9 protein-coding genes are annotated in these 13,466 nt (G+C 72.0%); 4 read left to right on the forward strand and 5 right to left on the reverse strand.

Translation table 11 applies throughout. The features are described from left to right. Positions 1–61 precede the first annotated feature (61 nt). From ACFQO7_RS36175 to ACFQO7_RS36190, 4 genes are all read right to left on the reverse strand, one after another. Positions 62–2,491 carry an AAA family ATPase gene (locus ACFQO7_RS36175; RefSeq protein ID WP_376810617.1) on the reverse strand — a complete coding sequence of 810 codons (2,430 nt, stop codon included), beginning with the start codon at positions 2,489–2,491 and terminating at the stop codon, positions 62–64. Then, a complete protein-coding gene (locus ACFQO7_RS36180) occupies positions 2,488–3,174 on the reverse strand; it encodes a hypothetical protein (protein WP_376810618.1) in 687 nt (228 codons plus the stop codon). Before ACFQO7_RS36180 ends, ACFQO7_RS36175 begins: the two co-directional genes overlap by 4 nt. 164 nt (positions 3,175–3,338) lie before the next feature. Continuing rightward, positions 3,339–6,953, reverse strand: a complete 3,615-nt coding sequence (gene metH / locus ACFQO7_RS36185; protein ID WP_376810619.1) for a methionine synthase — start codon at positions 6,951–6,953, stop codon at positions 3,339–3,341. A gap of 347 nt (positions 6,954–7,300) precedes the next feature. Further along, the gene (locus ACFQO7_RS36190) at positions 7,301–8,155 is read right to left on the reverse strand and encodes an SDR family oxidoreductase (RefSeq protein WP_376810620.1); all 855 of its coding nucleotides are present in this window, start codon (positions 8,153–8,155) and stop codon (positions 7,301–7,303) included. 140 nt (positions 8,156–8,295) lie between these two features. On the opposite strand from ACFQO7_RS36190, the gene ACFQO7_RS36195 reads away from it, so the two are divergent. From ACFQO7_RS36195 to ACFQO7_RS36210, 4 genes are all read left to right on the forward strand, one after another. Continuing rightward, positions 8,296–8,952, forward strand: coding sequence for a TetR/AcrR family transcriptional regulator (locus tag ACFQO7_RS36195; RefSeq protein ID WP_376810621.1), 657 nt, complete (start codon positions 8,296–8,298; stop codon positions 8,950–8,952). Between the two features lie 116 nt (positions 8,953–9,068). Then, the gene (locus ACFQO7_RS36200; RefSeq protein WP_376810622.1) at positions 9,069–9,518 is read left to right on the forward strand and encodes a MarR family transcriptional regulator; all 450 of its coding nucleotides are present in this window, start codon (positions 9,069–9,071) and stop codon (positions 9,516–9,518) included. A 37-nt stretch (positions 9,519–9,555) separates the two neighbouring features. Next, positions 9,556–11,304, forward strand: a complete 1,749-nt coding sequence (locus ACFQO7_RS36205) for an MFS transporter (protein WP_376810623.1) — start codon at positions 9,556–9,558, stop codon at positions 11,302–11,304. Between the two features lie 139 nt (positions 11,305–11,443). Beyond that, positions 11,444–12,454: a WD40 repeat domain-containing protein gene (locus ACFQO7_RS36210; RefSeq protein ID WP_376810624.1), complete on the forward strand. Its 1,011-nt coding sequence runs from the start codon at positions 11,444–11,446 to the stop codon at positions 12,452–12,454. 110 nt (positions 12,455–12,564) lie between these two features. On the opposite strand, the gene ACFQO7_RS36215 is transcribed toward ACFQO7_RS36210, so the two are convergent. After that, the coding region (locus tag ACFQO7_RS36215) for a glycoside hydrolase family 1 protein (RefSeq protein ID WP_376810625.1) at positions 12,565–13,466 on the reverse strand (902 nt) is incomplete at its 5' end.

Genomic DNA, 13,466 nt, shown 5'->3' on the forward strand with positions numbered 1-13,466 from the left:
AAGCGAAGGAAGGGCACCTTCATAACGGACGTCCGTGTAGAAGGTGCCCTTCCTTTCGCTGTCAGGGCTGAGGCTGGGAGGGCGGCGGCTCTTCGGCGGACGCGGTCGGTTGCGCCACGGCCACTGCGGGGACCGGGGCGGCGGGCAGGGCCATGGTCACGCGGCTGTGGCCGAGGTGGGCCGCCGCGGCGGCTTCGTGGTACGCGTCGAGTTCGGCCAGGAAGTCCTCGGAGCGGTACAGGGTGCCGTCCACCACCGGACCCGACCGTCCTTCGAGGACGGCGACCACGTCGTCGCCGGTGAGGGTCTTGTGGGTCTCCAGGGCGTGGGCCAGGGCGAGCACGTCGCGGCGGTGCTGGGCGAGCAGTTCCGCCGTGCGGGCGAGCAGGTCGCCGAGCATGTCCTCGATCCGGTCGGCCAGCGCGTGGCGTACCTCGGCCTCGGTGTCCTGGCCCTTCTTGCGCCGGCCGCCCTGCCCGCCGCCGGGCGCGCCGACCTCCAGGCGCTTGGCGGTCGAGTACGACGACACGGTGCCGCCCATGCCCCAGAAGCCCTCCATGAACGACGCGACCGTCGTCGCCGACTCCAGGTCCCCGGAGACGCCGGACGAGCTGTCCCCGCCGAAGAACATGCGCTCGCCCGCCAGCGAGGCCAGCGACACGCAGATGTCGGCCTCGTACTCGGTGCGCCACCGGGTGAACTGGTCCTCGGGCGGGATGCTGGCGACCATGCCGAGGTAGTCGCTGCCCTTCTCGATGGTCGCGATGTCGATCTCCATGTGGTGCCGGGTGCGGTACGCGATCACGGCGTGGCAGGCCTCGTGCACCGCGACGGCGTGCCGTTCCCGCTCGATGTACTCGACGTCCTCGGGCGGCCCGAGTTCCTTGAGCTGCTTGGCCCGCATCACGTCGCGCCAGGCGATGACCTCGCGCCCGTCCCGGATCGCGGTGATCAGGGCCTCGTTGATCAGGTCCTTGATGGTCGCGCCGGTGGCGTACGGAGTGATCGTCGCCAGTTTGTCGATCTCGGCGGCGGTCAGCTCGTGGCGCACCTTGCCCAGGTAGCCCTCGTAGGTGCGGACCCGGCCGGCCTTGCTCGGGTAGCCGACCTTGTAGATCCGGTCGATGCGCCCCGGCCGCAGCAGCGCCTCGTCGAGGGCCTCCGGCAGGTTCGTCGCCATCATCACCAGGATGCGGTATCGCGGCGGCGGCTTCGGGCGCATGCCCAGCACCCGGCGCACGTACCGGTTGACGAAGCCGCGCGGCTTCTTCAGCCCGGACAGCTCGGTGAGCAGGGCCTGCAGGGTGCCCATGCCCCCGCCGTTGTTCATGCCCGCGCCCATCACGAACCGGTGGCGCCGCACCGGCGCGGGAGCCGGTTCCGCCGCGGCGTTTCTGGCCAGCCGCCACTGCGTCTCCGGGGACAGCCAGCCGAAGCCGTGGCAGCCGGGGCCGGTGGTGAACGCCGGGGTCATGCCCCGGGGGAAGCCCGGTCCGCCCTGGGCGAGCTGGCCGCGGCTGCCGAGCGAGTCTGCCTCGTCGAAGAAGACGATCACGCCGCCGTAGCGCAGTGCCAGCTTGCGCAGCTTGCGGAACAGCGACTTCACCTTGAGGATGCCGACGCCCATGAACATGTTGGTGAACGCGCCGGGGTCGACGAACACGTACGGCTTGCCGGTCTCCCCCGCGACGGCCTCGGCCATCAGCGTCTTGCCGGTGCCCGGCGGACCCCACAGCAGCAGGCCGGACGGCACGTAGCCGCCCTTGGCCTCGATCGCGTCGGGCTGCTCCAGGAAGACGATGTTCTCCCGCACCCGGGCCAGCACGTGGTCCTGGCCCCACACGTCGGTGAACCGGGTCTTGATGTCGTCGGGGTAGTACACCTCGACGCCGCCCCGGGACAGGAACCAGAAGATGGCGACGAACTGCATCACGACGATGAACAGGATGAACACCATCTGCACGACGAAGGGCATCAGCGCCCACAGGATCGCCGGGGCCTGGAACAGCGCCAGCACCGGCGAGGTGTCCAGCACCGCGCCCGCCACGAAGGCGAACACGACGATCCAGAAGATCCACTTGAGGATGCGGGCCAGCCGGAACCTGGTCCAGTCGGACAGCCGCCGCCGGGAGAAGCGCTCGAAGCCACCGAACACCCGGTGGCTCCAGAACCGGTGGTAGCCCGCCCAGTGCTCGCTGACTCCGAAATGCAGCTGCCGCAGCAGTTCCAGGCCGGCCAGGATCTGCAGCCAGCGCGACTCGACCAGGTGGATGCGGGTCGCCTCCACGAACGGCATGCCGCCCGGGAAGTCGGCCATCTCCGCCCACACCAGCACCAGCCAGGCGACGGCGAACAGGAACAGGAACTTGATCCGGTCCCAGAACGGCAGTTTCTTGCGCTTGCGCCGCTCCTCGACCCGTGCGGGCTCACCCGGCGGGCGCAGGCCCTCGACCGGCTCGGCAGACACGTCGCTCATGGCTCGCTCGCTCATGCCACGCTCCTGACCGTGAAGGACTGCACCAGCGCGTCGAGTTCCGCCGCCCGTGCGCGGTAACACGAGGCCGAGCAGCGCACGATGAACTGGTACAGCCGCCGCCCGGCATCGTCGACGTAGACGGTCTGGTCGAACGTCTGCAGCCCGCCGCCGCCGGGGCTGTAGTTGAAGACCGAACGCACCCCGCGCACCGAGCCCTCGGTCGGCAGGATCTCGTCGGAGACCAGCTCGAAGCCCTGGAACACCGCGTTCTGCGCGTTCTCCGCGCGGGCCGAGTCGGTGACCGGCAGCAGCAGGTCACGGGCTCCGTTCAGGGACACCGCGTTGACCTCGTTCTCGGACAGCCGGCGCACCATCGCGTACACGAAGGGCTCGTCGCCGGTGCCGAGGAACAGGTGCAGCGCCTGCGGGACGATCGAGGCGTCGTAGCCGACCGACCAGATCCGCTCCCGCCGCGCCGCCGCGGCCACCGAGTCGGGGTCCTCCCCGGACAGCATCCAGTCCATCGCCTCGTGCTCGATGCGCTGCCAGCCGTGGGGGACCTTGAAATAGACGCCGTCGTCGGCGTTCTTGACGTAGTCGAACTCCGGCGCGCCGCACCCGCCCAGCACGAGCGCCGCCGTCGTGAGGAGGGCGGCCAGCGCCGCCCGTATTCCCGCTGCCTGCCGCCTGTCTTTCATGACGCGCCCCCACCGCCGTCGGGCTGTCCTGTAAGGAGTATGGCGGCGACGTGTCGGCGATCAGAATGGCTGCGCAGTCGGCAATGTCGACCGCACAACCGATGGTGCGATCGACATATGTGCCTGATTATCTTCCTGGCGCGCCGGGTCCTTACGCCGGCGGGTCAGGTGAGGTTGGGGCGGAGCCAGCGTTCGGCGTCGGCGAGGTCGGCCCCCCGGCGGCCGGCGTAGTCCTCCAGCTGGTCGTGGCCGATCCGGCCCACGGTGAAGTAACGCGAGTCCGGGTGCGCCAGCAGCAGGCCGCTGACGGCGGCGGCGGGGGTCATCGCGTACGACTCGGTCAGGCCCATGCCGATCTTCTCCGCGCCGAGCAGGTCGAACAGCTCCCGCTTGAGGGTGTGGTCGGGCGTGGCCGGGTAGCCGAACGCGGGCCGGATGCCGCGGAAGCGCTCGGCGTGCAGGTCCTCGATGGCCGGGTCGGCGTCGGGCTCGTACCAGTCGCGCCGCGCCTGCAGGTGCAGGTGCTCGGCGAACGCCTCGGCGAGCCGGTCGGCCAGCGCCTTGACCATGATGGCCCGGTAGTCGTCGTGCTCGGCCTCGTACTTCGCCGCCAGCTCGTCGGCGCCGTGGATGGCGACGGCGAACCCGCCGATGTGGTCGCCGGCGGGTGCCAGGTAGTCGGCCAGGCAGCGGTTGGGCCGCCCGGCGGGCTTGACGGTCTGCTGGCGCAGCATCGGCATCCGGCCTTCGCCCTCGATGACGATGTCGTCGCCGTCGGCGTGGGCGGGCCAGAAGCCGTACACGCCCTGGGCGCGCAGCGAGCCGTCCGCGATGATCTGGTCGAGCATGGTGTTGGCGTCGTCGAACAGCTCCCGGGCCTGCGGCCGCTCCAGGATCGCCGGGTACTTGCCCTTGAGTTCCCAGGCCAGGAACAGGAACTGCCAGTCGATCATCTGGCGCAGCTCGGCCAGCGAGGGCGTGACCTCGCGCAGGCCGGTGAAGGCGGGCACGGGCAGCTCGGTGAAGTCGGGCCGCTCGGCGTTGGCGCGCGCCTGCTCCAGCGTCAGCAGCGGCTGGCGGGTCTTGTTGGCGTGCTCGTCGCGCAGCCGCGCCTGCTCGGCCCGGTTGTGCTCGGCAAGCTCCTCGGCCTTCGCGGGGTCGAGCAGCTGCGACACGACACCGACGACGCGCGAGGCGTCGAGCACGTGCACGGTCGCCGACTCGTACGCCGGGGCGATGCGCACCGCCGTGTGCTGCCGGGACGTGGTCGCGCCACCGATCAGCAGCGGCAGCTTGAGTCCGCGCCGCTGCATCTCCTGCGCGACCGAGACCATCTCGTCCAGCGACGGGGTGATCAGCCCGGACAGGCCGATCACGTCCGCGCCCTCGGCGACCGCCGTGTCGAGGATCTTCGCCGCGGGCACCATCACGCCGAGGTCGACGACCTCGTAGTTGTTGCAGCCCAGCACCACGCCGACGATGTTCTTGCCGATGTCGTGCACGTCGCCCTTGACCGTGGCGAGCACGACCTTGCCCTGCCCGCGCTGGGCCTCCGCCCTGCCCTCGCGGCGGGCCTGCTCCTTCTCGGCCTCCATGTACGGCTCCAGGTAGGCCACCGCGCGCTTCATCACCCGGGCGCTCTTGACCACCTGCGGCAGGAACATCTTGCCCGCGCCGAACAGGTCGCCGACGACCTTCATGCCGTCCATCAGCGGGCCCTCGATGACTTCGAGCGGGCGGTCCGCCTGCTGCCGGGCCTCCTCGGTGTCCTGCTCGATGTAGTCCACGATGCCGTGCACCAGCGCGTGCGACAGCCGCTGCGCGACCGGGGCCTCGCGCCACGACAGGTCGGCGACGCGCTTGGTCGCCTCGCCGCTGACGGTGCCCGCGTACGCGACGAGCCGGTCCGTGGCGTCGGGGCGGCGGTCGAAGAGCACGTCCTCGACGAGGTCGCGCAGCTCGACGGGGATGTCCTCGTACACGGCGAGCTGTCCGGCGTTGACGATGCCCATGTCGAGTCCGGCGCGCACCGCGTGCAGCAGGAACGCCGAGTGCATGGCCTCGCGGACGACGTCGTTGCCGCGGAACGAGAACGACAGGTTGGAGATGCCGCCGCTGGTGCGTGCCCCCGGGCAGCGCGCCTTGATCAGCGGCAGCGCGTCGATGAACGCCTTGGCGTAGCCGTTGTGCTCGGCGATGCCGGTGGCCACGGCCAGCACGTTCGGGTCGAAGACGATGTCCTCGGCGGCGAAGCCCGCCTTCTGCGTCAGCAGGTCGTACGCCCGCCCGCAGATCTCGACCTTGCGCTCGACGGTGTCGGCCTGGCCCTGCTCGTCGAAGGCCATGACGACCACGCCCGCGCCGTAGCCCTGGATGCGCCGGGCGTGGTCGAGGAAGACCTCCTCGCCCTCCTTGAGGCTGATCGAGTTGACCACGCCCTTGCCCTGCACGCACTTGAGGCCGGCTTCGAGCACGGACCACTTCGAGCTGTCCACCATGATCGGGATGCGGGCCACCTCGGGCTCGGTCGCGATCAGGTTGAGGAACGTGGTCATCGCCTGCTCGCTGTCGAGCAGGTCGGCGTCCATGTTCACGTCGAGCAGGTTGGCCCCGCCGCGCACCTGGTCCAGCGCCACGTCCACGGCGCCCTGGTGGTCGCCGGCCTCGATGAGGCGGCGGAACTTCGCCGAGCCGGTGACGTTGGTCCGCTCGCCGATCATCACGAAGCCGGTGTCGGGGCCGATCGCGAACGGCTCCAGGCCGCTGAACCGGGTCGCCTTGGGCACCTGCGGCACCTCGCGCGGCGGCAGGCCCTTGACGGCCGCGGCGACCTGCGCGATGTGCTCGGGCGTGGTGCCGCAGCAGCCACCCGCGATGTTGATCAGGCCGGACGTCGCGAACTCGCCCAGCAGCGCGCCGGTCTCCTCCGGCGTCTGGTCGTAGCCGCCGAACGCGTTGGGCAGGCCCGCGTTGGGGTGGCTGGCGACGTAGACCCCGGCAAGGCGGGACAGCTCCTGCACGTGCGGGCGCATCTCGGTCGCGCCCAGCGAGCAGTTCACGCCGACGGCCAGCGGGTTCGCCCGCTCGATCGAGCGCCAGAACGCCTCGACGGTCTGCCCGGACAGGGTGCGGCCGGACAGGTCGACGATGGTCACCGAGATCCACAGCGGCAGCTCGGGGGCGACCTCACGGGCGGCGGCGATGGCGGCCTTGGCGTTCAAGGTGTCGAAGATCGTCTCGATGAGCAGGATGTCGACGCCGCCCTCGGCCAGCCCGGAGATCTGCTCGGCGTACGTGTCGAAGACCTGGTCGTAGGAGACGGTCCGGTAGGACGGGTCGTCCACGCGCGGGGACAGCGACAGGGTCACGTTCAGCGGGCCGACCGAGCCGGCGACGAAGCGCCCGCCGAACTCGTCGGCGGCCTGCCGGGCCAGCTGCGCGCCGCGCACGTTCATCTCGCGCGCGTACGCCTGCAGGCCGTAGTCGGCCTGCGCGATGCCGGTCGCGGTGAAGGTGTTCGTGGAGGTGATGTCCGCGCCCGCGGCGAGGTAGCGCCGGTGCACGTCGAGGATCAGATCGGGCCGGGTCAGGATGAGCACGTCCGGGTTGCCGGTGACGTCGTGCGAGTGGTCGCCGAACCGGTCGCCGCGGTAGTCCTCGGGGGTCAGCCGGGCACCTTGCAGCATGGTGCCCCACGCGCCGTCGAGCACCACGATCCGCTCGTCGAGCAGCTTGCGCAGCTCCTGCACGCGGGTGGCGGGGGAAGAAGACCGGCTCAACGCGAACACCTCCGAAAGAACTCTCGGAGGCGCCCTTGCAACGGTGGATCCAGCCGAGCGTGGCGGGCTGTGCCCGTTGCAGCGCCTCTCGACCTGAACACGAAGTTTACCGTCCGGCCCCCGCACCCGCGATCACGGCACCACTGGCGTCCCGGTCTGCGGGACGCTGACGGCCGTTCCCCCTCGATCATCCGACTTGCCAGGCACCTGGGCGTATCTTGATCCGCCTTTCGCCCACCTGCCGGGCAAGTCCGACGATCTTCGGCTCCGTCCCACGATGCGGAAGAACGCCTCCGCCGAGCACAACGCCGGCGGAGGCGTTCTTCGTTCCTGCCAGGGCGAGCCGGTCAGGCGAGCGGGCGCAGGGCGTCCACCAGCGGGGTGGTCGGGCGGGCGGCCAGGCGGGAGAGGTCGCCGGTGGTCGTGGCGAGCGCGCCGTCGCGGATGTCGGCGTCCACGGCGACCAGGAAGCCGGCCGTGCCGGCGTCGAGGCCCGCGCCGGTGAGCAGGTTGAGGTGCTCCTCGGACGAGACGCGGCGGTAGACCACGTCGCGGCCGAGCACGGTCGCGAACGCGGCGGCCAGCTCGTCGAAGTCCCAGGCGTGGTCGCCGGACAGCTCGTAGACCGCGCCCTCGTGGCCGTCGCCGGTGAGCGCGGCGGCCGTGGCGGCGGCGTAGTCGGCGCGCGTCGCGCTGGCGACCCGGCCGTCGCCGGCGCTGGACAGCACCACGCCCGCGGCACGCGCCTGGACCAGCGCGGGCGCGTAGTTCTCGGTGTACCAGCCGTTGCGCAGCAGGGTGAAGGGCAGGCCCGAGGCGCGGATCGCCTGCTCGGTCGCGACGTGGTCGGGGGCGACCGGGAGCGGGGACTCGGCCGCGTTCAGCACGCTGGTGTACGCCAGCCGGGCCACCCCGGCGGCCTTCGCCGCGTCGATCACGGCCTGGTGCTGGGCGACCCGGCGGCCGACCTCGCTGCCGGAGACCAGCAGCAGGGTGTCCCCCTCGGTCAGCGCCGCGGTCAGGCTCGCCGGGTCGTCGTAGTCGAACCGGACGACCCGTACGCCGCGTGCGGCCAGGTCGGCGAGCCGGCTCTCGTCACGTGCCCCGGCCACGATCTGCCCGGCCGGCACACCCCGGTCCAGCAGCGCGGCGACCACGAGGCGCCCGAGCTGCCCGGTGGCCCCACTGATGACTATCGACATGTTCTCTCCCGGACGGCACGGCGGCGCCGGGCACGATCGCCCAGGCCGCGAAGGGTCTTCACAAAACGGGGACAACTCCCCGGTTGATCCCGACCGTAGCACAACCGGGGACCGATCCCCATTTCGCTATGCTGGTCTGCATGGCCACCCACGCCCCCCGCGCCGACGCCGAGCGCAACCGCCGCCGGCTGATCGAGGCGGCGCTGGCCGTGTTCAGCGAGCGCGGGCTGGACGCCCCGCTCGATGAGATCGCGCGCCGGGCCGCGCTGGGCAACGCCACGCTCTACCGGCACTTCCCCACCCGCCGGGATCTGATCTCCGCCGTGTACGCCGAGACGCTCGACGAGATCGTGCTGGCCGCCGAGCACGCCGCGCACCAGCCGGACGCCTGGACGGCGTTCCACGACCACCTGGTCTACCTGTGCGGGGTGCAGTCGCGGTGCCGGGCGACGTCCGACCTGCTGACCGCAGCCGTGTCCGGCGTGCCGGGGCTCGACGCGCTGCACGACCGGGCGTACCAGGGGCTGCAGCGGCTCATCGAGCGCGCGCAGGCGGCCGGCGAGCTGCGCCCGGAGTTCCGGCACGAGGACGTGGTGCTGATCCTGATGGCCAACGCCGGGCTGATCGAGCGCACCGCCGAGGCGGCGCCGGACGCGTGGCGGCGGCAGCTCGCGTACACCCTCGACGGGCTGCGCGCCCCGGGCCGCACGCCCGCCCCGCCGAGCCCCGGCGTGGACCGGGTGGTCGACGCCATGCGCGAGCGCGGGCGGCGCTTCAGCGGCGACCCGGCGCAGTGACATCACTCTCCGTGTTCACGTGAGACGGCTAGGACATCGACAGTCGCCGAAGCAGGCCGGAGCGGTCGGAGTGGATTGCATAAGCAACTTTTATAAGTGCGTGATATGTTGGCGAGGTGGCTACGACACCGGCTCCGTCGTCCGCGGACACCGCTCGGCATGACCTGGCCCTGACCGTCCAGCGCCTGTTCGCCGCCCTGCGGCGGCTCAGCCCGCCCGGCATCAGCCTCAGCGCAGCCGCGACCCTGGCCACCCTGGAGCGCGAGGGACCGCAGCGGCTCACCGAACTCGCGGTGCGCGAGGGCGTCACCCAGCCCGCGATGACCCAGATCGTCACCCGGCTGGAACGCGACGCGCTCGCCGCCCGCACCGCCGACCCGGCCGACCGCCGCGTCGTCCTCGTCGAGATCACCCAAGCGGGGCGCGACCTGCTCCGCCACCGCCGGGACGTCCGCGCCGAGCGCGTCGCCGCGCTGCTGTCCCAGCTCGACCCCGCCGACCGCGCCGCCATCGAGGCCGCGCTGCCCGCGCTCGGCCGCCTCGCCGACCACGCGGCCGACGCGTAGCAAGCACCACCCGCTCCGACAGCCGAAGGCGCGCCTCATGAACAGCCACGAATCCCGCTACAAGTGGGTCGCCCTGTCCAACACCACGCTCGGCATGCTGATCGCGACGATCAACTCGTCGATCGTGCTGATCTCGCTCCCGGCGATCTTCAACGGCGTGGGACTCAACCCGCTGCAACCGGGCAACGTCGGCTACCTGCTGTGGATGCTGATGGGCTACATGCTGGTGACGGCGGTACTCGTGGTCACCCTGGGCAGGCTCGGCGACATCTACGGCCGGGTACGCATCTACAACCTCGGCTTCGCGATCTTCGCGGTCACCTCGGTGGTGCTCGCCCTGGACCCGTTCACCGGCGGCGCCGGCGCGCTCTGGCTGATCGGCTGGCGGGTGGTGCAGGCCGTCGGCGGCGCGATGCTGATGGCGAACTCCGCCGCGATCATCACCGACGCGTTCCCGGCCCGCCAGCGCGGCACGGCGCTGGGCATCAACGTGGTGGCCGCCATCGCGGGCTCGTTCATCGGCCTGGTGCTGGGCGGCCTGCTGGCGGAGTGGAACTGGCGCTCGATCTTCTGGGTGAACGTGCCGATCGCGGCGGTCGGCACCGTGTGGGCGTACCGCTCGCTGCGCGACAACGGCGAGCGCCGCCCCGGCCGCATCGACTGGTGGGGCAACGTCACCTTCGCCGCGGGCCTGACCATGCTGCTGGCGGCGATCACGTACGGCATCCAGCCGTACGGCGGTCACCCCATGGGCTGGACCAACCCGTGGATCATCGCCGGGCTGACCGGCGGCGTGGTGCTGCTGGCGCTGTTCGGCCTCATCGAGACCCGGGTCGCCGAGCCGATGTTCCCGCTGCACCTGTTCCGGATCGCGGCGTTCACCGGCGGCAACGTGGCCAGCCTGCTGGGCTCGATCGCCCGCGGCGGCCTGCAGTTCATGCTGATCATCTGGCTGCAGGGCATCTGGCTGCCACTGCACGGCTACGACTACGAGGCCACGCCGCTGTGGGCGGGCATCTACCTGCTGCCGCTGACCATCGGATTCCTGGCCGCCGGGCCGCTGTCCGGGGCGCTGTCGGACCGTTTCGGGCCCCGGCGGTTCGCGGCGGGCGGCCTGCTGCTGATGTCGGCGTCGTTCGCCGCGCTGCTGCTCGTGCCGACCGACTTCCACTACGGCGTGTTCGCCGCGCTGGTGTTCCTCAACGGCTTCGGCGGCGGCCTGTTCTCCGCGCCGAACACCTCGCTGATCATGTCCAGCGTCCCGGCGCACCTGCGCGGCGTCGCCTCGGGCATGCGGGCCACCTTCCAGAATGCGGGCATGGTGCTGTCGATCGGCGTGTTCTTCTCGCTGATGGTGGCCGGGCTGGCCCGCTCGCTGCCGACGGCGCTGGACGCCGGGCTCACCGCCCAGGGGGTGCCGGCCGGGGCCGCGCACGGCGTGTCGCAGCTGCCGCCGGTCGGCACCCTGTTCGCCGCGTTCCTGGGCTACAACCCGATCCAGGAGCTGCTCGGCCCGCAGGTGCTCGGCGCGCTGCCCGCGGCGAACGCGGCCGCGCTGACCGACCGCCAGTTCTTCCCCGACCTGATCTCGGGACCGTTCCACGACGGCCTGGTCATCGTGTTCTGGCTGGCCATCGTGATGGGCGTGCTCGGAGCCGCGGCGTCGCTGGCCGGGCCGCGCCGCCGGGCCGCCACCGGGGAGCCCGACGCCGAAGAGGTCCTCGACGAGCTGTACGGCGCGCAGCCGCTGAACCCGGTGCCGGTCACCGAACCCGCGCACCGCTGACCCGGTCGGCCGCTTGCCCGCGCCCGACCGGCCCGGCGAGTCCGGGGCATGGGCGGTAGGTCCGTCCCGCACGGACGGTTGCCCGTGGTAGTCCGATCGGCGCTTATCCCGGGCCGCCGACGGGCCTACCGTGTGGGGCATGACGGCGTACCGCAACGTGCCCGGGGCGGCGCGGGCCGCGGCGCTCCTGCTTGCCCTCACGCTTCCCGCGGCGTGCGGGCTGCCGCTGGGCTCGCCCGGACCCGAGCCGAGCTGCGCCGCGCCCGTACGCTGCGTTGCCGTCGGCGGCCTGGCCACCACCGTCGCGTTCAGTCCGGACGGCGCCCGGTATGCCGTGGGCGGCTTCGGGGCGCTGCACGTGTTCGACACCGCCACCGGCGCGACCGTCGCCAGCATGCCGGTGCGCGACTTCGAGCCGATCTCCCATCTGGTGTTCAGCCCCGACGGCAAGCGGCTGGCGACGCCGGTCGAGGGCGGCGTGCGGCTGTGGGACACCGCCACCGGCACACCGGCCGGCACCCTGACCGGGCACGCGCGCATCCCCATGGACCTGGCCTTCAGCCCCGACGGCACGCTGCTCGCCGGGGCGGGCCACAACGGCGTGATCCGGCTGTGGAGCGTCGGCGGCAACCGCACCGTCGCCGTGCTGACCGGGCACAGCGAGTGGGTCGGCGCGGTCGCGTTCAGCCCGGACGGAGCGACCCTGGCCTCGGCGGGCAAGGACGGCGTGATCCGGCTGTGGCAGGTGTCCACCGGCAAGCTCACCGCGTCGCTGACCGGGCACGACGGCGCGGTGCAGGATCTGGCGTTCGCCCCGGGCGGGCGGCTGCTGGCCAGCGGCGGCGACGACGGCACGGTGCGGATCTGGGACGTCGCGGGCGGGGCGGCGCCGTACGTGCTGGCCGGGCACGACGGGGTGGTGCACGCGGTGGCGTACAGCGCCGACGGCGCGACCGTGGCCAGCGGCGGCTGGGACGGCACGGTGCGGTTGTGGCGGCTGTCCGACCACGCGCAGGCCGCGCTGCTGCCCGGCTGGATCCGCGACGCGGACGGCCGGATGGGCGCGGTCTCCGGCGTCGCCGTCAGCCCCGACGGGCACACCGTCGCGGTCGCCGACGGCGCGGACCGCGTCCGCCTCTGGCCGGTCTGACCGGTCTGGCACGCCGGGGAGCCCCGCTCGGCTCCCCGGCGTGAGTCATGGGGTGGGATAACCCGGGCGCGCCACCTTTCCACGTGCGACGCGCCCGGCCCCCACCGACATCAAACGAGCCCGTTGCGCCCGATGACGCCGGCAAACCAGCGGGCACTGTCCTTCGGGGTGCGCCGCTGGGTGTCGTAGTCGACATGCACGATGCCGAAACGTTTGTCGTAACCGTATGCCCACTCGTAATTGTCCAACAGCGACCACGCAAGATATCCACGCATGTCGGCTCCCTCGGACAGCGCCGCGTGCACGGCCCGCAGGTGGCCGTCGAGGAACGCGATGCGGTCGGTGTCGGCGACCCGGTCCCCGTCGAGCACGTCGTGGTAGGCCGCGCCGTTCTCGGTGATCATCATCGGGGTGCCGGGGTAGTCCGTGGCCAGCCGTTTCAGCAGCTCGTACAGCGCGGTCGCGTCGACCGGCCAGCCCATGGCGGTGACCGGCAGATCCTGCTGGACGTACTCGCAGCCCTCGCTGCCCGGGTTGGCCGGGCCGCAGTCGACGCCGACCCCGGCCCGTACCCGCGACGGCTGGTAGAAGTTGACCCCGAGCAGGTCGATCGGCGACGCGATCACATCTTCGTCACCGGCCTGGATCTGCCGGTCGACGCCGAAGCGGGCGAACAGCGCCCGCATGTCCTGCGGGTAGCCGCCGCGCAGGGTCGGGTCCAGGAAGATCCGGTTGTGCAGGCCGTCGATGTGCCGCACCGCGGCGAGGTCGTGCGGATCGTCCGGGTCGTCCGGGCGTACGCAGGCCAGGTTGAGCGTCAGCGACACCTCGCGGGCCCCGCCCGCCCGCAGCGCCTGTACCGACAGCCCGTGCCCGAGCAGCAGGTGGTGCACCGCGGACAGCGCGGCGGCCGGGTCCTGGCGGCCCGGGGCGTGGTCGCCGCTGCCGTAGCCGAGAAACGCCGAGCACCACGGCTCGTTGAGCGTGGTCCAGGTGCGCACCCGGTCGCCGA

The organism is Catellatospora aurea, assembly GCF_042663325.1.
Taxonomy (GTDB): domain Bacteria; phylum Actinomycetota; class Actinomycetes; order Mycobacteriales; family Micromonosporaceae; genus Catellatospora; species Catellatospora aurea.

Excerpts from the sequence above, each read along its gene's own strand:
- ACFQO7_RS36210 (WP_376810624.1), top strand. The coding sequence starts at position 11,444 with ATGACGGCGTACCGCAACGTGCCCGGGGCGGCGCGGGCCGCGGCGCTC.
- ACFQO7_RS36195 (WP_376810621.1), top strand. The coding sequence starts at position 8,296 with ATGGCCACCCACGCCCCCCGCGCCGACGCCGAGCGCAACCGCCGCCGG.
- ACFQO7_RS36205 (WP_376810623.1), top strand. The coding sequence starts at position 9,556 with ATGAACAGCCACGAATCCCGCTACAAGTGGGTCGCCCTGTCCAACACC.
- ACFQO7_RS36190 (WP_376810620.1), bottom strand. The coding sequence starts at position 8,155 with ATGTCGATAGTCATCAGTGGGGCCACCGGGCAGCTCGGGCGCCTCGTG.
- ACFQO7_RS36180 (WP_376810618.1), bottom strand. The coding sequence starts at position 3,174 with ATGAAAGACAGGCGGCAGGCAGCGGGAATACGGGCGGCGCTGGCCGCC.
- ACFQO7_RS36175 (WP_376810617.1), bottom strand. The coding sequence starts at position 2,491 with ATGAGCGAGCGAGCCATGAGCGACGTGTCTGCCGAGCCGGTCGAGGGC.